We start from the raw sequence: 17,581 nt of genomic DNA, 5'->3' as shown, positions 1-17,581 counted from the left end.
GATCGTTACCGCTTAAAAGAACCAGGACTCTTCCATCCGGAACGTGGAGCTGCTGGTGTGGCGGACGCGGAAGACGGACATCCGGAGGTCCGCGCGGCCCCAGGGGTCGCCGGGTCCGAGCGCCAGCCGGCCCAGGGCCCGCCAGTCGATTTCATCGGACTCCTCGTCCAGGTCGATCGCTTCCTCGGCGAGGGTCTGGGAGCTGATGTCGAGGGCGCGCACCACGGCCTGAGGGTCGCCGGTGACTTCCAACTGCTCCACGCCAGGCCAGCCTTCGGCGTGCAGCATCAAACCGTCGGGAAGCTGGATGGTGTCCTCGGTGTGGTCTTCGCCGCAGTCGACGTTGGCCGATCCGACGATCCAGGCGTCGGGGTAACGCCTGCGGAGAGTGGTGGATGCCCCGAGCAGTGGCAAATCGCCGACGCTATCCGCCAGGGCCGGGTCGGTTATGGAGATGACGTCGCCCCAGCAGCCCACCTTGATGATGTCCAGGTCCGCCCGCGTCTTCAGAGCCAGGTGCTCGCCCGCGGAGACGGGGGGTAGCTCTTCCAGGATCTCGTCGACGGTGTCGAAGTTTTCGGCGAAGTGGCGGGCTTTTTCCGAGTCGTGGGGAGAAAAGTTCACGGTGCCCGCGGGGAAGGGGGGAAGGAGGAGAGTGAGGGTGTAGTCATCGCCATGCCCCCGAACTTCTCGGTCGGGTGGGCAGGTCCAAAAAGTGGTGTCGGTCATGAGGGGCACCGTAGCGACGGGCACTGACAGTCCGAGCCGGCGGCGTGCTGACGGGCGAGAACAAAAGATCCGATCGAAACGGCCTAGGTTGTGTCCGCAAAGTCCCTTCTGGCTCGCGGCGCCTGGCACGCACCCCGCTGCGTTGTCAGGATCTTCCCGGTACGCCCAGTACCGGGAAGGCCCTCCGCCTTGCGAGGGCGCTCGGCATCCACCGGCTGAATGAGGAGCGGAGACGGAGCGAGCGCAGCGAGTGCAGTGCACCAGACACCGCGAGCCCCGCCCTCCGGGCGGACGAAGGGACTTTGCGGACACAACCTAGGCGGGCGTGCGGCAGGTGAGGTCGTCCCAGTGAGTGGTCCGGTCGCACCACCGCTCCAGCAGTGTTCGGTCGTGCCCGACCGCGAGCAGCCCGGCGCCGCTCTCCGCCCGGTAGGTCTCCACCACCGCCACCAGCGCAGCGGTCGTGGAGGCGTCGAGCATCGCGGTCATCTCGTCGCAGATCAGCCAGCGCGGCCGCAGCACCAGCGCGCGGGCCAGACACGCGCGCTGCAATTGGCCGTCACTGACCTCGTGCGGGCGGCGCAGCAGCAGCTCGTCCGTGAGGCCGACGGCCTGCGCCAACTCCGTTACCCGTGCCGGGGCTTCGGCGCGGCGGCCGGCCGCGCGCAGCGGCTCCGCGATGAGGTCGGCCAGCCGAAGGCGTGGATCGGCGGCGAGGCGGGGCTGCTGGAAGACCACGCCGTACGCAGTGCGCTGTCGGCGCGGTGCCCGGTGCCGCCAGCCACCGGCAAGCTCCCCGTCCAGCGTCACCGTCCCGGTCTCCGGCCGGTGCAGCAGTGCGGCGACCCGCGCCAGCGTCGACTTGCCGCAGCCGCTGGGCCCCAGCAGGCCGACGGATTCCCCCGCGGCGACGGTCAGGGACACTCCGCTGACCACGGGTTTCCTCCGCTCGTATCCGGCGGTGATGTCGGCTAGTTCGAGCACTGCGGCCCTCCTGCCAGGGGTGGGCGGGTGTGCGTCTGCTGGGCGGCCGCGCGGACGACTCCGGGTTGCTCGCGCCCCTCGGGTACGTCGACGACGGGGTGGTGGCACGCGGTACCGCCGGTCTGCTCGGGCAGGGTGTCGCAGGCATCGGTGGCGCGGTCGCAGCGGGCGGCGAAGGCGCAGCCGGCCGGGAGAGCGCCCAGCTCGGGCGGGTTACCGGGGATGGGCCGGAAGGCCCGCTCCGGAAGGGCGTCGAGCAGGCCCCTGGCGTACGGATGTCGGGGGCCGGGCTTGCCGAAGAAGGCCCCGGCATCGGCCAGTTCGACGATCCGGCCGGCGTACATGACAGCGACCCGGTCGGCGATGCGCTCGGCCGCCGCCAGATCATGGGTGATCATCAGCAGGGCGCGGCCGTCGTCCACGTGTCGACGGAGCTCATCGACGGTGCTGTGGACGAGCTCGCGGTCGAGCCCCGTGGTGGGCTCGTCGGCCAGCAGCAGGGGGGCGTTCCCGACGAGTGATAGTGCGGTGGCCGCTCGTTGCGCGAGACCGCCGGAGAGCTGGTGCGGGTAGCGGTCCAAGTGGTCGAGCGGAAGCGACGCGCGTCCGGCCGCGCGCTCCGCGGCGGCACGCAGTCCGGCGCGGGGCGTGCGCGTCACCTCGCGCACCGTCTCCTCCAATTGGGCGCGTACGGTGCGGACGGGCGTGAGGTGGGCCGCGGGGCTCTGTGGTATGAGGCCGACACGGCGGCCGCGCAGTGTGCCGGCGAGCTGCCGCTCGGTGGCGGTGAGCAGGTCCACCGTCGCCTCCGCCGCGGTCGGGCCGGTGCTGCCCAGCAAGGCCGAGCCCGCGGTCTGCGCGTTGCCGGGCAACAGCCCGAGCAGCGCGGACGCGAGCACGGACTTGCCGCAGCCGCTCTCCCCGACCAAGGCCAGGCACTCCCCGGGCGTGAGGTCGAATGCCGCGTCACTGACGGCGGCGATGTGCCGGCCACCTCGCATCCGGAAGCGGACGGACAGCCCGCGTATCGAGAGCACGGGCTCCGGGCTCTCGGTACGCGCCAGGGGCTCGGTGTCCGCGGGCGCGTTCACAGCATCAGCTCCGATCGGCGGCGCGGGTTGAGCCGCTCGCGCCAGGCGCCGGCCAGGCCCGCGATGGCGAGGGTGGGGACGATGATGAACAGGCCGGGGAAGAGCGTGGGCCACCAGTCGCCGGCCAGCAGCGAGCTGCGCGCGGAATTGACCATATTGCCCAGACTGGCCTCGTGGGCGGGCAGTCCGAGGCCCAGGAACGACAGCGCGGACTCGTGCCAGATGGCGTGCGGCACCATCAGCACCGCGGCGAGCCCGGCCTGCGGCAGCACCCCGGGCAGCACATGACGGACCGCTACCCGCCACCGCGACGCACCGCCGGAGACCGCCGCGTCGATGAAGGGACGGGAGCGCAGCGAGAGCACCTCGGCCCGTACGATCCGCGCGGTGGAAAGCCAGTGGGTCAGTGCCACGGAGACGATCACCGGCCCGACGCCGGGACGGAACATCGCCACGATGAAGATGCCGAGCAGGAGATGCGGCACGGAGGAGAACAGGTCCACCACGCGCATCACGGCCCGGTCGGCCCAGCCGCCCAGGGTTCCGGCGAGCGCTCCGACGGCGGTACCGATGACGGTGGCGGCCAGGGCCGCGACCACGCCGACGAGCAGCGAGACACGCAGCCCGTAGACACAGCGCAGCAGCAGATCACGGCCGACCTCGTCGGTACCGAAGGGGTGTGCCAGGGACGGGGCCCGCAGTTTGACGGCCAGGTCCACGGCCTGCCGGTCGAGTGGGACCAACAGCGGTACGACCAGCGCCGCGAGGACGATGAGCACCACCAGCGTGGCGGAGACCCGCACTCGTACGGTGCGACTGCCGACTCCACCGGCGGCCTTCGCGTCACGCGCGTGCCAGGCCCTGTGGCCCGACGGCCCGCCGGCCCCGGTGCCTTGGAGGATGTCAGCCATCGAAGGCCACCCTCGGGTCGGCGAGTCCGTACAGCAGGTCGGAGAGCAGGTTTCCGGCGAGGACGGCGGCGGTGGCGAGAACGGTCAGTGTGGCGAGCAGCGGGAAATCCACGGCGGTCGCCGCCTCGACGGTGGCCGCGGCGATGCCCGGCCAGCTGAAGACGGTCTCGACCAGCAGCGCGCCGGTGATGAGCTCCGGCACCCGTGAACCGATCAGGGTCAGGACCGGCAGCAGACCGGAGCGCAGCGCGTGCTGGAGCAACACGGTGCGCTCGCGCAGGCCGCGCGCCCGCGCCCCGCGCACCGGATCCTCCTCCAGGGCATCCCCGACACCCTGGCGTACGTACAGCACGAACCAGGGGAGCTGGGATACGGCCAGCACCAGCGCGGGCAGCACGACATGCCCGGCGATCTGCCCGAAGGTCGCGACCTCGCTGCCGGTGTCGGTCAGTCCGCCGGCCGGCAGCACACCGAGCTTGAGGGCGAACAGCCAGACTGCGAGCAGGCCGAGCCAGAACGGCGGGGCCGCTTCGAGAACGTACGCGGTGGCGGTGACGGCACGGTCGAGCAGCGAACCCCGCCGCCGGGCCGCGAGCACGCCCAGCACGGTGCCGAGGACTACCGCGAGGGCGAAGGCGAGGGCGCACAACAGCACGGACCAGCCCAGGCGTTCGCCGACGACCTGCGAGACCGGTGCGCGCAGCGTCGCGGAATCGCCGAGGTCTCCGGAGAGAGCGTTGCTCAGCCACTCCCACCAGCGTGCGAGCAGCGGCTGGTCATAGCCCAGGTTGTGCCGGATCTGGTCGAGGTTCTCCTGGGACGCGGTCAGTCCTGCGGTGCCCGCGTACGCCCTCACCGGGTCGAAGGGCGAGGCGGCGGCGATCGCGAACACCCCGAGGGTGACGGCGAGGAGGACGGGCACGGCGAGCAGCGCCCGCCGTGCCGTCATCCGTGCCATCGGCCGCCAGGGCAGAGCTGTCAGGGCACTCACTTGGCGGGCTGCCAGTCCTCTACGTTCCACCAGGGGCCCGAGGCGAGACCGTGATCGTGCGGCTCGATCTGTGTGGACAGGGACTTCCAGCGGTCGCTGAGCACGTAGACGTGGTCGATGTGCGTCAGGAAGGTGTAGGCGGGGTCGTCGACGAGCGTCTTCTGAATGGCGTCGTAGGCGGCCTTGCGTTTGCCGTCGTCGTTGGTGCGACGGGCCTGGACGAGCTTGTCGTCGACGGTCTTGTCGGCGTACCGGGACATGTTGTTGAAGCCGTCACCGGCGAGGGAGGAGTGCAGCAACAGGTACTGGTCGAAGTCGGGGTCGGCCGGGCTGCCGCCGCCCGCGAGCACCGCGTCGCGCTTCATGTTCGGCTCGATGGCCTCCCAGGTGCCCGACTCGACCTTGGCTTCGATGCCGGCCTTCTTGGCGTCGGAGGCGAAGGCGAGTGCGTGTTCCTGACGGAGCTTGTCGCCGGAGAGGTACCAGAGGGTGAAGGAGGCGCGCTGCCCGTCCTTCTCCCGGACGCCGTCGTCGCCCTTCCTCCAGCCGGCGGCGTCGAGGATCCGCTCGGCTTTCTTCAGGTCGTGGGGGCGTTCGGTGCCCTTGGCGAACCACGGGCTGTCGGTGGGTACCGGTCCGTGGGCGGGCTTGCCGGCACCGTTCAGGATGCCCTTGACCATCGCCTCCCGGTCGACCGCGACGTCCAGTGCCCGGCGTACGGCGCGGTCGCCGGTGACGGGGTTGGCGCTGGGCAGAGTGACGTTCCGGTAGTCGAAGGTCTTCGCCGTCAGGGTCTTCTTGCCCGGCTCGTCCTTGAACGTGGCGGCGAGATTCGGCGGCAGGATCGCGCCGTCGAGATCCCCGGAGCGCAGCCGTGTGGCCCGTATGTCGTCGTCCTTGATGATCGACATGGTGAACTTCTTCACCTTCGGTGCGCCGCCCCAGTAGGAGGGGTTGGCCTTGAAGGTGAGCTTCTCGCCCTTGGACCAGTTGGTGAGGACGTAGGGGCCGGTGCCGACCGGTTTGGTGGTGAAGGGGCCGTGGTTCACGTCCTGTTTGCCCGCGATGTGCTGGGGGGCGATGGGCAGCACGGTGCGCTCGGCGAACGGCGCGTACGGGTACTTGAGATGGAAGACGACGGTGTGGTCGCCCTTCTTCTCCACCGTCCTGATCGCGTCCAGCTCGGTCTTGGAGGCGTTGTTGGTCTTCTTGTCGAGGATCGTCTCGTAGGTGAAGGCCACGTCCTCGGCGGTGAAGGGCTTGCCGTCGCTGAACTTCACGCCCTTGCGCAGCGTGAAGGTGTAGGTCTTCCCGCCATCGGTGACCTTGGGCAGCGCAGCGGCCAGCGCGGGCCTGAGCTTCATCTCGGCGTCGTGGGTGAGCAACCCGTCGAAGATCTTGGAGTTGCCGTCCTTGCCGTAGCCCAGGAGCGGGCTGAGCGACTCCGGCTCGTACGCGATTCCGACGACGGCGGAGTCCTTGCCGCCGGCGGCCCGGCCTCGGCCGTCGTCCGGCGTCGAACACCCCGCCGCCGTGAGCGTCATGGCGCCCGCCACCGCCGCGGCGGCCACTGCCCGTATGGACCGGACCGTCATGCCCAACCCCTAATGAAGATCGAAAGCTATTGCGAGTGCTTTGCAATTAAACAGCATGCTTGAGCATGCCCAGGGACTGGTCGTACGCATGCATGCCGGAGCCTCGCCGGTCAGGACCCATGAGGCAGGGGAGGGGTAGAGGTCAGATCACGAGCGCGGCGGCGTGCTGTCGTGCCTGACCCAACCAGGATGCGCGTGCTTCCTCGGAGGAGTCGGTGACCGTACGGAAGACGGCCCGGCGTACGTCGGTCACTCCGACGTACGGCAGCACGCATGCCGCCCAGATCCTTTGCAGCGGGTCCCCGAACTCGCCCTCCTCGCGATCGGCGGGAGTGTCGGAGGTATTCAGGATGAGGGCCCGGCCGGCTTTCAGCAGCCCTTCGGGCTCCCCCTCCGCGGTACCCAGTTTGTAGGCGACGCCGGGCGCGAGTACCCGCTGTACCCAACCGGCGAGGACAGCGGGTGGCATGCCCCACCAATTCGGGTGGACGAACACCAAGGCGTCGAGCGTGGACACCTCGGTCCGATGCAGCGCCACCTGCGCATCGTGGGTGCCGGTGGCCGACTGGACCGTCTCCGTCTCGTCGGCGGACAGCCCTGGCGCGAAGCCCTCGGCGCAGAGGTCATGCGCGAGGACCTGGCACCCGCAGTCGCGCAGCTGTTGCACCACGGCATCGAACACGGCGTGGTTGAAACTGCCGGGTCGCGGGTGTGCGAGGTAGACCCCTATGCGCTTCATGCGTCCCCCAAGACACATCCGTAGCCGCCGGGCGGCGATCCTCGGGGGTCTGCAGCGCCCCCGCTCGGCTGATCATCATTGCCGGTGAGGCGCTGTTCATGGAACCGGCCTTTTTGTATTTCCTTTGTCGGATCCGGGAGTTGATCGAGCGAGGTCGGCGGGCGGTTGTCCCGGATGAGGGTCTTCACCGCAGGCGCATGGTGGCGATGCGCCGCTGCTGCGGGTCGAGAACGACGAGGCTTCTCGCCACCCCGGGGCCGTCGTCTCCGTCCCACCACTCCGCGAAGGTGTCTGCGAACTCCGCGGCCGCTTTCCGTGAGGTGTGGTCGGTGGACACTTCCACGTCGTACTCGGGGCCTGTGAGTTCGACGGTGAAGACCCGGCCGGCACGGCGGGCGGCCGCGGTATCGCCCTCGGCCCGCGCCCAGGCCCGGAAGTCCTTGAGGAGCCGCGGATTCGCCGTCCGCTTGGTCAGGTGATGGCTCGGAGGACGCCGAGGGGAGTGGGTGACCCCGTCCTGGCAGCCTTTCACCCAGGCGCCGCGGTCCTGGTCGGCCACGGAGCCTGCGCCAAGGGCCTGGCGGGCACAGCCGCCCCACACGACCTCGCGGATCGCGGCACCCTTGCCCCCCGCGTCATACAGCTTCTCGCCTTGGTCGTATCCCGCCACGTAAGCCTTACTGAAGGCGGGCGAGGTTGCCGGACGTTCCCCGGCCGGGCGCGAAGCGTGCGCGGCGTCGGATGGTGTGCTCGCGCTGCCGCACGCCGATACGGCCAACAACCCCGTGGCCACTGCTGTGCCCAGGGCCGCGTGCCGCAGTAGTGCATACCTGTTCCCTGTGCGTGGGCGCATGCAGTGGTCTCCGATCGATGGCGTGGCTCGGAGAGGGAGAGCCCGGAACCTGCCCGTTGGTTGTCCGCTACGACCGAGAAACGCTCCGCACGGCAGGGCCGTCGGCAGGGGGCGCAGGGCCGGACGGAACGGACATGAACCGAGTTTGTCCGATGCGGAATTCATTTGGACCCGATATGAAGGCCCTGTGAATTTGGGGCATCGGCTTGCGGTAAGACGCAAAACGCGCATCAGTTCCGGAAATCGAGATGCAATCGCAGGTTTGAAAGAGGTTTCGGGTATCCGTGCGAGGCAAGCAACGAAGCATGAACAATCCCCATGAGCCCATGCCCATTAACGACAACTACACCCCGTATGACCCCAACCGGGATACCCGCAGGCGCGGTCGGGAGGGTGCCGGCGCAGACCGGACGGCCTTGATCATTCATTCGATCGCTGACGTCGCGGCAGGCTTCCTGGGCCTGTGGATCTTGCTCTACCTGCTTGAAGCGAACCAGGGAAATGTTTTCGTCGGCTTTGTCCAGGGCGTGGCCGACTGGCTGAGCGGCTGGTCCCAGGACATCTTCACCATGGACGTCGAAAGCCTGCGGGTTTTCCTCAATTACGGTCTGGCTGCCGTGATTTACCTTCTGATCGGTCATGGGATCGCTGCGTGGGTACGCCGTCTCTAACCGTATGAGGCCGGTGATGTCGGCGAGGTCCGTGTCAGAGCATGCACCTGCTCGCGGGCCTCGCGGCGCGGCAACCTCATCGCCTCTCGTGCCTGAAGGTCACCACCGTCCGGCTCCGGCCCGGCCCTGCTGTCACCGCCGCGCGGGGGAGGGGCTCAGCCCTGCCACCGGCTCCATGGGCACCGGAAGTCGAATGCCGACTGCGGGATCGATCTGCCGGACAGCTGATCCAGCCGCTCCCTGACTTCCGCCGTGCGGGTGGAGTCGCACAGTCCGAGGGCCGGGCGTAAACAGGAGTCATGAGCGCGAAAGGGGCACCGGTTCCTGCCGCTCCCGCAGAAGCCCCATCGTTGATCAACACCTACCCAGCACATGGGCCGGTCCGGGTGTAAGCAGGAGATATGGGTTTCCGGCACGATTTCACTCATCTCGGCATGGCCTGGAGGCCGAGCTATGGGTTGATCGCTGTCCCGCTGGCGCTCATCGTCGTGGTCACTGTGATCGACATCCACGCCCCGACGACGGTCCACCTGGGGCCGTTCCTGGTGGCGGCGCCCGCGATCACTGCTTCCTTCGCCGGCCCGGGACTCACCGGAGCAATCGGAGCCCTCGCCGTGGCGGCGCAGGCCGTCATCGGTCATCTCCACGGCGGACTGATGACCGCGAACCACCAGGCGCAGATCGCCGCCCTCATTGTGATCTCGGTGTTCGTCACGATCTTCCGGTACGCGCGCGACCGGCACGAGCGGCAGCTGGGCCAGGTGCGGTCCGTGGCCGTGGCGGCGCAGCAGGTCCTGCTACGGCCCCTGCCGCACCGCGTCGGACCGCTGCGGATCGCGTCCGTCTACATCGCAGCCGAGGCCGAGGCGCAGATCGGCGGTGATCTGTACGCCGTGGTGCCCGCTCCGGGCGCGACCCGCATCGTCATCGGCGACGTACGCGGCAAGGGCCTGCCGGCCATCGGAGAGGCATCGGTGCTGGTCGGGGCGTTCCATGGGTCCGCCTACCGCAATCTGTCGCTTCCCGGCATCGCGGCGCACCTGGGGAACGCCGTGTACTGGAACGCGGCTCATCTCGCCAATGGCGGTTCGGAAGCCGATGAGTCATTCGTGACCGCGTTGGTTTTGGACATCCAGGAGGACGGCCCGTTCGTCGCCCTGGTGAATTGCGGGCATCCGCCGCCGTTGCTGCTGCGTGACGGCCAGGTGCGGTCCCTGGATGTCGGCGAGCCCGCGCTTCCTCTGGGCATCAGCGGGCTGCCGGAGGACCAGTACAAGGCGGAGACCTTCGGTTTTGAACCCGGCGATCTCCTCCTGCTGTACACCGACGGGGTCATCGAGTGTCGAGACCGCTCGGGTGCCTTCTACCCCTTGGTCGACCGTGCCGGCTCGTGGAACGGGTCCGGCCCGCAGTCTCTCGTGCGGTACCTGCACGACGACCTGATCCGGCATGCCGACGGGAACCTCGGTGACGACGCAGCCATGATCGCCATCGCGAAATCTTCCTGACCCGGCACATTCCCGCAGGAGACAGACGCCCGGAGGGGATTAGCCTGGGTAGGAGCGTGCGGATGAGCCCAGGGTCGTACGTAAGGGCAATGAACGATTACTCGACCCTGCGCCAGGCTGCTGATGCGGCCCGGTACGGGAGGCATGCGCCGAGAGAAGGGGGCGCATGCCCCGCGGCTTACCGCTGTGGAGGAGGTCGCCGTGACAACAGAACCCCGCCCCGCATCGCCGCAGGCCACACACGTGGCCATCGACACGGCTGACGAACGGCGCGCCGTCCTGACCTTCTCCGGCGTTCTGGACGCACACGCCCTGCGCGAGCTGGAAGAACGACTCCTCGGCCCACGTCTGCGCCAGGCCGACACCTGGGTGTGGGAGATGAGCGCCGTCGAACGGATAGATCTGGCGTGTGCCTACGCGCTGCTCCGCGCGGCGACGACCCTGCCGGCAGACACCTCCATCACCATCCGGGGTGCCCGCCGCGACATCCAGCGGACACTGCACCACGCCGGCGTCGATGCGGTCGCGACGATCGAGGAATAGCAAACGCGGCACTCACGTCCGGGACGCCCTTCGGGGGAGGGCTGTCCTTGGATGCCGTTGAAAACTGCTTCCAGGCCGCCCACCAGGGCTGATGTCGGCTGCGCTCCACCCCCTTGCCCGCTCCGGATGCGAAGGCCCGGAACGGCGGCGACGATCGGCAGACAGGCGCTCTGCGCTGTCACGCCACAGAGAGGTGTAAGGCCATGAGGCTGCTGCTGACCGTCGAGATGGACACCGAGAAGGCAAATCAAGCGATCACGGACAACACGTTGCCTCAGACAATGAAGTCGGTGTTCGACCGGGTCAAGCCGGAGGCCGCGTTCTTCGGGGCGAGGGACGGGATGCGTACGGCGTTCATCGTCTTCGACCTCGCGGACCCGACCGACATCCCCTCCATTGCCGAACCCCTCTTCCAGAAACTCGGCGCCAAGGTGGAATTCATCCCCGTGATGACCTTCGACGACGTCCAGGCCGGTCTGCAGAAGTACGCGTCGAGCTGATCGCGCGCTCGGGGCCGGTCAGACCCGCGGCGCCCCTCGCCGTACTGACGGCTGCGTGCGCCGGACTCCTACGCGCGATTGTCGCTGTCGACCGTGAGGGTTGCTCCTACGGGCTGACCGAGCGCCAGATCCGGTCCGGGAGAGCGCGCTCTGCCTCCTCCAGGTCGACGTCCCCGATCGTGAGCCAGCGGCGGGCGACGGCGACGACGGGGCCGAGGATGAAGGACTCGATCAGGGGGACGGGAAGCGGGGCGAGTTCGCCGGAGTCGATGCGCGTCCGGATCCAGCCGGCGACCGGTGACAGCCGTGCCTCCTGGGAGTCGCGGATCTCTTTGGCGTGGGCCATGCCGTATCGGTCGGCGGGGACGGAGTGCACGAGCCGAGCCGCGTCCGGGTGATCCCGGACGAAACCCAGGTAGGCCCGGACGACGGCACGGATGCCCGAGCGGGCGGTACGCGTCCGCTCCAAGGCGCCGACCACTTCGCTCAGCAGCCGGGACAGCCAGCGCAGCGCGAGCGAGGCGACGAGGCCGTCGAGACTGCCGAAGTGGTGGTAGAGGCTGCCGAGGCTGACGCCGCTGGCCTTGGTGACCGCGCTGACGGTGAGGCCCTGATCGCCCGAGGCGGCGTACACGCGAAGGGCAGCCTCGAGGACCTGTTCGACGGTGGCCTCGCCACGCTGTTGCTTGGGGCTCATCGTGCGACCGTCCTCGGGTGTGGTGCGGGCGGCTTCCTCATGATCCCCGCGAGCACAGCGTAGAACACTCAGATTTCTAGAACAATTTTCTAGAAACCCCTTACAAACCCGGCGACCGGTCCTCCAGACTGGCCCCATGCCCGGGCCGGCTCCGCCCGTCCCGGGGGGAGGCGGACGCACCGGGTCCGCCCCGTACGGCGAACGAGGAGCGAGTGGGCCGAGCAGATGGGATCGCGCGCCATATCGCCCTCGAACAGCGTTAGTTGAGGCAGCGGGTGCCGGGCGTCCGCTGCCGTGACCACGGGGGAAAGACGTGCCGGAGATCGAAGCCCTACTGAGCCAGGTTGTGCCCGCGGTGGGCGCGGCGGTGAGTGCCTACGGCGTAGCCGTGCTGGCCCGAGCCGAGGACGAGGCCGCCGGAGCGACCGTGCGCCTCGGGCAGCGGCTGCTCGACCGCTTGCGGGGCAGCGGCCCCGAACCCGCGGCGATCGATGCGGCGGTGACGGACCTCGCGCAGACGGACGGTGACCCGGACGCGGTGGCCGCCCTGCGCCTGCGTATCCGGCAGGCCCTGGTGGCCTCCCCGGAGCTCTTCGCAGAGCTGGCGGCGCTGCTGCCCGAGCCGCCGGCCGGTGGAGCGGGCGGCGTGGCCGTGGGCGGGAGCGTGACCGGGATCGTTTCGACCGGACACGGCGCGACGAACATCGTGAACCGGGAGAGCCGATGAGCACCGAGGCGGGAGCCCCGGACGGGGCGGCACCGGGCGAGACGGCACCCGACGAGACGACATCGGACGAGACGACACCGGAACAGCCCTCCGGCCACGTCGAGTCGGCCATCGTGGTCCACGGTGACAACCACGGCATCATCAGCCAGGGCGACAACGCCCTCAACGTGGTGTTCGACGGGCGCCGCTTCGTCGAGATCCACAGCCTCCTCGAACTGCCGCTGCGCCAGGCCGAGGTGCTTGCCGCGCCGACGGGCATCAGGCTGTTCGGCCGGGACGGACTCGTGGACCAGGTGGCCACCCAGCTGATCGCGGGCACGAGTGTGCAGCTGTACGGAAGCGAGGGTGTCGGGAAGAACGCGATCGCCGACGCCGTGCACCACCGCCTGGCCGCACGCGGGCAGCGAGGCCATGTCCTGCGCCCGCAGGGCGAGGAACCCGGCACGCTGGAGACGTTGTACAAGCGCCTCGCCACGGTGCTCTTCGGTAAGCAGTTCCTGCGCGGGGTCGACGAGACGGAGCTGCATCAAGCTGTCGCCCACGTCCGCGATGTGCACATCACCGTCATCGACGGCGCGCTGGGCCGGGACGATCTGAGCCGACTCCAGCAGACCTTCCCCGGCTTCACCTTCCTGTTCACGTCCCCGTACCTCACCCTGCCGGACACATCCGCCGCCCACCACGTCCAGCCCTTGGGCCGGGCCGCCGCGATCGAGCTGCTCAGCTCCGAACTGGGCCTGGAACTCGGCCCGGTCGGTCTGCAGAACCTGCAGTTCGACTGGGCCTACCGGATGGCCGAGGGCAGGCCCCAACGCCTGCGGCTGTACGCGGAGTTCATCAAAGGGGCGGATGAATGGCGGGATCGCCGTACCAGGGAGCCCCATGACCAGCCGCCGCCGGTCGACGCGGAGCAGCTGAGCCCGCTGCGCCAGGCCGAGGCCCTGGCCGTCGCCTTGAGCGAACCGGCCCGCCGCGTCCTGGTCGCGCTGGCGACGTTCGGAGTGCCGTTGGCCGCCTCGTGGTTCGTGCCGGTCACCGGCCACCAGGACGACATGTACGTGGGCCCCGAGCTCTTCGACCGGCGCCTGGTCACGTACGACGGTGGCGCGTATCGGATTACTGGGGACGCGGCGGCCGCGGTCCGTGGTCTGGACTGGGCGCCGACGCCTGCCGCCACTGCCGCCGAGGGGCTGATGACCGCCCTGGCCGCGGACGAGGGGGCGGTGCGTCCGGACCCGTATCTCCTCCTGGCCGTCGCGCAGGTCCTCAATGCCGGCCGGCAGTGGGCCCTGGCCTCGCATTTCGTGCGGACCGCTGTGGCGACCGCACTCACGGCGGGGGCTCCGCAGGTCGCCCTGCAGCTCTACGCCCTGGGCAAGGCCGCAGCGCTGCGCGGCGGCCTGGACAAGGACCGTGCCTACTACGTCCGCACCGAGGAGCAGACCCGCAACCTCCTGCAAGGCGACAAGGCCGCCGTCGCCGCGGCCCTCCTGGTCCTTGCCCCTCCCGTCGCGCCGGCGGCGGTGACGGCCGGCGGCAAGATCGCAAGTCTCCTGGGGAAGTTCACCGCCACCGTCACCACCAAGACCGGCCTCACCGTAGCGGCGGTCACGGTGGCGACGGCGACCGCCGCGGGCGTGGTGGTGGCGGCCACCGGGGACGGCACGCCTGCGGGCTGCGCCGAGGCGTACGCCGCGAACGACGCGCTGCGCGAGCGGGATCCGAGAACCCCGCAGGATCTCGCCTCCGGTTACCGGCAGATGGCGGCCGACCTGAACACCGCCGCCGGAGAGGCGACCGACCCGGAGGTGAAGTCCACCCTCCAGAAGCAGGCCACCGCCTTCGCCGACACGGCCGAGACCAAGGAAGGCGAGAGCCCCGACCCCGATATGCACCCCGATGTGACCGCCGCCTTGGTGGGCGCAGAAGAACTACGGACCGAGATCCGGTTGTTCCTCCGGCCGGTGTCGCAGGTCTGTCCCATGGAGTGAGCGGTTCTTCGAGGTGCGCGCCGGTGGTACCCGGTAGCTGAATTCCGTACCTGTGCGCCCCGCACACCAACCAGGTGTGCGGGCCACGACATGTCGGGGTTCAGCGAAGCGGGCCCCCACGCCACGGCGCTAGTTCTCGCTGAGGTGGATGGCAGCGGCAGGACACACACCGGCGGATTCTCGGACGGCCTCGTACTGCTCCTCGGGCGGAGCCGCGTCGAGGAGAACGACTATCCCGTCGTCGTCACGCTGATCGAACACCTCAGGCGCGATCAGCACGCACTGCCCGGCTCCGCAGCACTTGTCCTCATCAACGGTGACCTTCATGTGCCGTTCCCCTCCCGGGAGTTGCGAGGCGCGGTCACAGGCGCGCCGAACAGGCCGACGATCGCGTCGGTCAGCGAGTCGGCCGTGTGCTCCCACGAGGAGTGCAACGGAGGCGTGCCCTCTGCCAGCGCGCGCTCCCGTTCCGCGCAGGTGTGGGTGATGAGGTGGCGGGCCATGCTCCCGCGTTCGGCTCGCACCTGCGCCGGCAATGCCTGGAGGCAGCGGCCCAGACCGTCAAGAGTCTGTCCCAGATGCCTTCTGACCAGGGCCTCATCGGTGATGAGGGCGCGCATCATGGGGTCGGCCATGACCTGGGCGGCGAAACGGGCATGCCAGGAAGGGGTACCCAGCGAACCCAGATGCTCCGGTACGGGACGCACCAGACAGCCGACCCAGTCCCGGAGGCCCTGGCCGGCGCCGACCGCTTCCAGGTGCCGTTGCCGGAGCAGTTCGATCTGCTCGCCGTGCTTGGTCATGATGGCGCGCACCAGCCCGGCCTTGGTGCCGAAGTGATAGCTGACGGCCGTGACATTGCCCTGGCCCGCCGCCTCGCTGATCTGACGGTTGGACACGGCCGACAGCCCGTGCTCAGCGAAGAGCCTTTCCGCGGACGCCATGATCGCCTCACGGGTCTCGGCGACGCGGTCGGCGCGAGAGGCCCCGGCCTTGACGCCGCTCACCACGTCACCGGCAGCTCACGCAGCGGGGCGGTCAGCAGCCCCTCTTGACGGCGCAGGTCCTGTGCGCCGATGCCGAGATCGAGTGTGGGCAGCCTGCGCAGCAGAACGGTGAGCGCGGCCTGCAACTCTGTGCGGGCCAGCGGCTGTCCCAGGCACGAGTGCGGGCCGGAGCCGAACGCGAGATGCGGATTGGGGCTACGGCCCAGATCCATCTCGCCCGCCGCCTCCCACGCGCTCTCGTCACGATTCGCCGCGGCCATGCTGCACACCACGGTGGTGCCGCGGGCGACCACGCCGCCGGAGAACTCCGTGTCCTCGTGCACGTAGCGGAGCATGCCGAAGCCGCCGGCGTTCGGATCGAAGCGGAGCGCCTCCTCCACCGCAAGGCGGACCAGCGACGGATCAGCCAACAAGCGCTCCCAACGCCGCCGGTCGGACAGCAGGTGCGCCACCATCATGGCGAGGAAACCCGCGGTGGTCTCATGCCCGGCGAGCAGAAGCGCCTGTCCGGTGGCCACCAGCCCGGCCTCGGACATCGGCCGGCCGTCGGCGTCCGCGCCCTCCAGGAGAAGGCTGAGGAGGTCGCCGCCCGGCTGTGCGCGCTTGCCTGCGATGAGACCGGACATGTACTCGGCGAATTGCTGATACGCCGCCTCGGTCTCGGCCCGCGTGTACCGGGTCGTGTTCAAGAAGGTGTCGGACCAGCCCTTGAACCTGTCGCGGTCGCTCTCCGGTACACCGAGCATCTGGCAGATCACGAACACCGGAAGGGGAAAGGCCAGGTGCGTCACCAGGTCCGCCGGCTGCCCGTGTTCCAGCATCTCGTCGATGAGCTGATCGGCCATGGCCTCCATGCTCGGCCGCAGCGCCGTCATCCGCTTCGCCGTGAACCACTTGCCGACCATGCGCCGCCACCGCTGGTGCCCCTCGGCGTTGAGCGCCTTCGCCATCGGGCTGCTGAAAATGCCTTCCGAGTCGCCGGCCGCCACTCGGGCGGCGTCGGGGGAGGCCAGACCTTCGCGGCTCAAGCGGGGGTCGGAGAGCGCCCTCTTCACGTCCTCGTAGCGAGTCAGCAGGGCAGCCTCATCACCGCTCGGCAACGTCACCCGCGCTACCGGGCACTTCTGCCGGAGATCCGCCCACTGCGACGGTGGCTCCAGCGCCGCCGGAGAGGCGATCGGGTAGCTCAAGGACCCGGTGTCCTGGACATCAGTCACTCGCTGCCTCCTGGTGGGGGTACGTACCAGCAGTCAAACCGAGAGGGCTAATTAAGTCAATCGACTGAATTAAGAATCGACGGTACGGGCCACGCGGGGTCAGTGGCGGAGGAAGGGGAGGAGGTGGTCGAGGAGGGCGTCGGGGCGCTCTTCGGGAACGTAGTGCCCGCGTCACTCGCCGGAATTCCGGCTCGGCAACGAGATCCTCGCGTTCCGCTTCGTCGCCACGCTCGGGGAACGGCGCGAGGAGCCCGTGGAGCGGATCGCCACCCCGGGCCAACTGCGCACCTGGCTCGCCGTCAACGGAATCGGCGGTGCGGACATGCCGGTCTCCGAAGCCCTCCTGCGGGACGCCCGGGCACTGCGCGAGGCCATCCATCGGGCCGGCACCGCCGTAGCGTCCGGCGCCGTTCCGGACGTGGCGGACGAAGACCTGCTCAACCGCTGGACCGCCCGTCACCGTGCGCGGCTCGTCCTCACCGGCGGACAGGCCCAGTGGCATCTTCCGGACACCGACCCCGCGCGCGCCGCGCTCGCCATCGTTGCCCTGGATGCCGTCGAGACCCTGGGCGGCCACCGGGACGGTGTGATCAAGCGTTGCGAGCAGCGCACCTGCGGAGGGCTCTTCGTGGACACCAGCCGCGGACAGCGGCGGCGGTGGTGCTCCATGGCGACCTGCGGAAACAAGGTGAAAAAGGCCAACCTCAAGGCGGCGCGGGACGGTGCTGAGGCCGGGTCTCAGGGGTAGGGCCTGGCAACAGCGACGGGCCTCGCCGCCGAGGACGCCGGGGCGACCGCACCGAGGCACTGGCGCAGTGGCAGCAGTG

General features: G+C 69.5%; 19 protein-coding genes. 7 read left to right on the top strand and 12 right to left on the bottom strand.

Going from position 1 to position 17,581, the window contains the following annotated elements:
- Nucleotides 1-12: 12 nt before the first annotated feature.
- The 8 genes from ACH4FH_RS12880 to ACH4FH_RS12845 form a co-directional block, all read right to left on the bottom strand.
- Complete coding sequence (locus tag ACH4FH_RS12880) at nucleotides 13-729, bottom strand: DUF6333 family protein (protein WP_398555834.1); 717 nt, start codon at nucleotides 727-729, stop codon at nucleotides 13-15.
- Between the two features lie 315 nt (nucleotides 730-1,044).
- Entirely contained in the window at nucleotides 1,045-1,713 is a 669-nt protein-coding gene (locus ACH4FH_RS12875) for an ABC transporter ATP-binding protein (protein ID WP_398555833.1), read from the bottom strand.
- Complete coding sequence (locus ACH4FH_RS12870; RefSeq protein ID WP_398556068.1) at nucleotides 1,701-2,714, bottom strand: ABC transporter ATP-binding protein; 1,014 nt, start codon at nucleotides 2,712-2,714, stop codon at nucleotides 1,701-1,703. Before ACH4FH_RS12870 ends, ACH4FH_RS12875 begins: the two co-directional genes overlap by 13 nt.
- Before the next feature lie 86 nt (nucleotides 2,715-2,800).
- The gene (locus tag ACH4FH_RS12865) at nucleotides 2,801-3,715 is read right to left on the bottom strand and encodes an ABC transporter permease (RefSeq protein WP_398555832.1); all 915 of its coding nucleotides are present in this window, start codon (nucleotides 3,713-3,715) and stop codon (nucleotides 2,801-2,803) included.
- The gene (locus ACH4FH_RS12860) at nucleotides 3,708-4,664 is read right to left on the bottom strand and encodes an ABC transporter permease (RefSeq protein ID WP_398556067.1); all 957 of its coding nucleotides are present in this window, start codon (nucleotides 4,662-4,664) and stop codon (nucleotides 3,708-3,710) included. Before ACH4FH_RS12860 ends, ACH4FH_RS12865 begins: the two co-directional genes overlap by 8 nt.
- A 38-nt stretch (nucleotides 4,665-4,702) precedes the next feature.
- A complete protein-coding gene (locus ACH4FH_RS12855) occupies nucleotides 4,703-6,301 on the bottom strand; it encodes an ABC transporter substrate-binding protein (protein WP_398555831.1) in 1,599 nt (532 codons plus the stop codon).
- Nucleotides 6,302-6,443: 142 nt separating this feature from the next.
- Nucleotides 6,444-7,040, bottom strand: a complete 597-nt coding sequence (locus tag ACH4FH_RS12850; RefSeq protein ID WP_398555830.1) for an NAD(P)H-dependent oxidoreductase — start codon at nucleotides 7,038-7,040, stop codon at nucleotides 6,444-6,446.
- 184 nt (nucleotides 7,041-7,224) lie between these two features.
- On the bottom strand, nucleotides 7,225-7,710 hold the full coding sequence (locus tag ACH4FH_RS12845; RefSeq protein WP_398555829.1) for a hypothetical protein: 486 nt from the start codon (nucleotides 7,708-7,710) through the stop codon (nucleotides 7,225-7,227).
- Between the two features lie 488 nt (nucleotides 7,711-8,198).
- Here ACH4FH_RS12845 and ACH4FH_RS12840 point away from each other — a divergent pair, with 488 nt between their 5' ends.
- From ACH4FH_RS12840 to ACH4FH_RS12825, 4 genes are all read left to right on the top strand, one after another.
- Nucleotides 8,199-8,564 (top strand): hypothetical protein, encoded by a 366-nt coding sequence (locus ACH4FH_RS12840; protein WP_398555828.1) that lies wholly within the window; start codon nucleotides 8,199-8,201, stop codon nucleotides 8,562-8,564.
- Nucleotides 8,565-8,998: 434 nt separating this feature from the next.
- Complete coding sequence (locus ACH4FH_RS12835) at nucleotides 8,999-10,072, top strand: PP2C family protein-serine/threonine phosphatase (protein WP_398555827.1); 1,074 nt, start codon at nucleotides 8,999-9,001, stop codon at nucleotides 10,070-10,072.
- Between the two features lie 201 nt (nucleotides 10,073-10,273).
- Nucleotides 10,274-10,615 carry an STAS domain-containing protein gene (locus ACH4FH_RS12830; protein ID WP_398555826.1) on the top strand — a complete coding sequence of 114 codons (342 nt, stop codon included), beginning with the start codon at nucleotides 10,274-10,276 and terminating at the stop codon, nucleotides 10,613-10,615.
- Nucleotides 10,616-10,818: 203 nt separating this feature from the next.
- On the top strand, nucleotides 10,819-11,115 hold the full coding sequence (locus ACH4FH_RS12825) for a hypothetical protein (protein WP_398555825.1): 297 nt from the start codon (nucleotides 10,819-10,821) through the stop codon (nucleotides 11,113-11,115).
- A gap of 106 nt (nucleotides 11,116-11,221) precedes the next feature.
- Here ACH4FH_RS12825 and ACH4FH_RS12820 read toward each other — a convergent pair whose 3' ends face one another.
- Nucleotides 11,222-11,812 (bottom strand): TetR/AcrR family transcriptional regulator, encoded by a 591-nt coding sequence (locus ACH4FH_RS12820; protein WP_398555824.1) that lies wholly within the window; start codon nucleotides 11,810-11,812, stop codon nucleotides 11,222-11,224.
- 313 nt (nucleotides 11,813-12,125) lie between these two features.
- Between ACH4FH_RS12820 and ACH4FH_RS12815 the strand changes: the two genes are divergently transcribed.
- Both ACH4FH_RS12815 and ACH4FH_RS12810 read left to right on the top strand, forming a co-directional pair.
- Nucleotides 12,126-12,539 carry a hypothetical protein gene (locus ACH4FH_RS12815; RefSeq protein ID WP_398555823.1) on the top strand — a complete coding sequence of 138 codons (414 nt, stop codon included), beginning with the start codon at nucleotides 12,126-12,128 and terminating at the stop codon, nucleotides 12,537-12,539.
- Complete coding sequence (locus ACH4FH_RS12810) at nucleotides 12,536-14,530, top strand: hypothetical protein (protein ID WP_398555822.1); 1,995 nt, start codon at nucleotides 12,536-12,538, stop codon at nucleotides 14,528-14,530. Before ACH4FH_RS12815 ends, ACH4FH_RS12810 begins: the two co-directional genes overlap by 4 nt.
- A gap of 129 nt (nucleotides 14,531-14,659) precedes the next feature.
- Here the strand turns inward: ACH4FH_RS12810 and ACH4FH_RS12805 are convergent, their stop codons facing one another.
- From ACH4FH_RS12805 to ACH4FH_RS12795, 3 genes are read right to left on the bottom strand one after another with little or no spacing between them, the layout of a single operon-like run.
- Complete coding sequence (locus ACH4FH_RS12805; protein WP_398555821.1) at nucleotides 14,660-14,857, bottom strand: ferredoxin; 198 nt, start codon at nucleotides 14,855-14,857, stop codon at nucleotides 14,660-14,662.
- On the bottom strand, nucleotides 14,854-15,474 hold the full coding sequence (locus ACH4FH_RS12800; protein WP_398556066.1) for a TetR/AcrR family transcriptional regulator: 621 nt from the start codon (nucleotides 15,472-15,474) through the stop codon (nucleotides 14,854-14,856). Before ACH4FH_RS12800 ends, ACH4FH_RS12805 begins: the two co-directional genes overlap by 4 nt.
- A 59-nt stretch (nucleotides 15,475-15,533) precedes the next feature.
- Nucleotides 15,534-16,754 carry a cytochrome P450 gene (locus tag ACH4FH_RS12795; protein ID WP_398555819.1) on the bottom strand — a complete coding sequence of 407 codons (1,221 nt, stop codon included), beginning with the start codon at nucleotides 16,752-16,754 and terminating at the stop codon, nucleotides 15,534-15,536.
- Nucleotides 16,755-16,956: 202 nt separating this feature from the next.
- Between ACH4FH_RS12795 and ACH4FH_RS12790 the strand changes: the two genes are divergently transcribed.
- Entirely contained in the window at nucleotides 16,957-17,502 is a 546-nt protein-coding gene (locus ACH4FH_RS12790; RefSeq protein WP_398556065.1) for a CGNR zinc finger domain-containing protein, read from the top strand.
- The last annotated feature ends 79 nt before the right edge of the window (nucleotides 17,503-17,581 follow it).

This window comes from Streptomyces sp. NPDC017993 (assembly GCF_044328065.1).
Lineage (GTDB): Bacteria > Actinomycetota > Actinomycetes > Streptomycetales > Streptomycetaceae > Streptomyces.
This window is presented reverse-complemented; position numbering and strand designations above follow the sequence as displayed.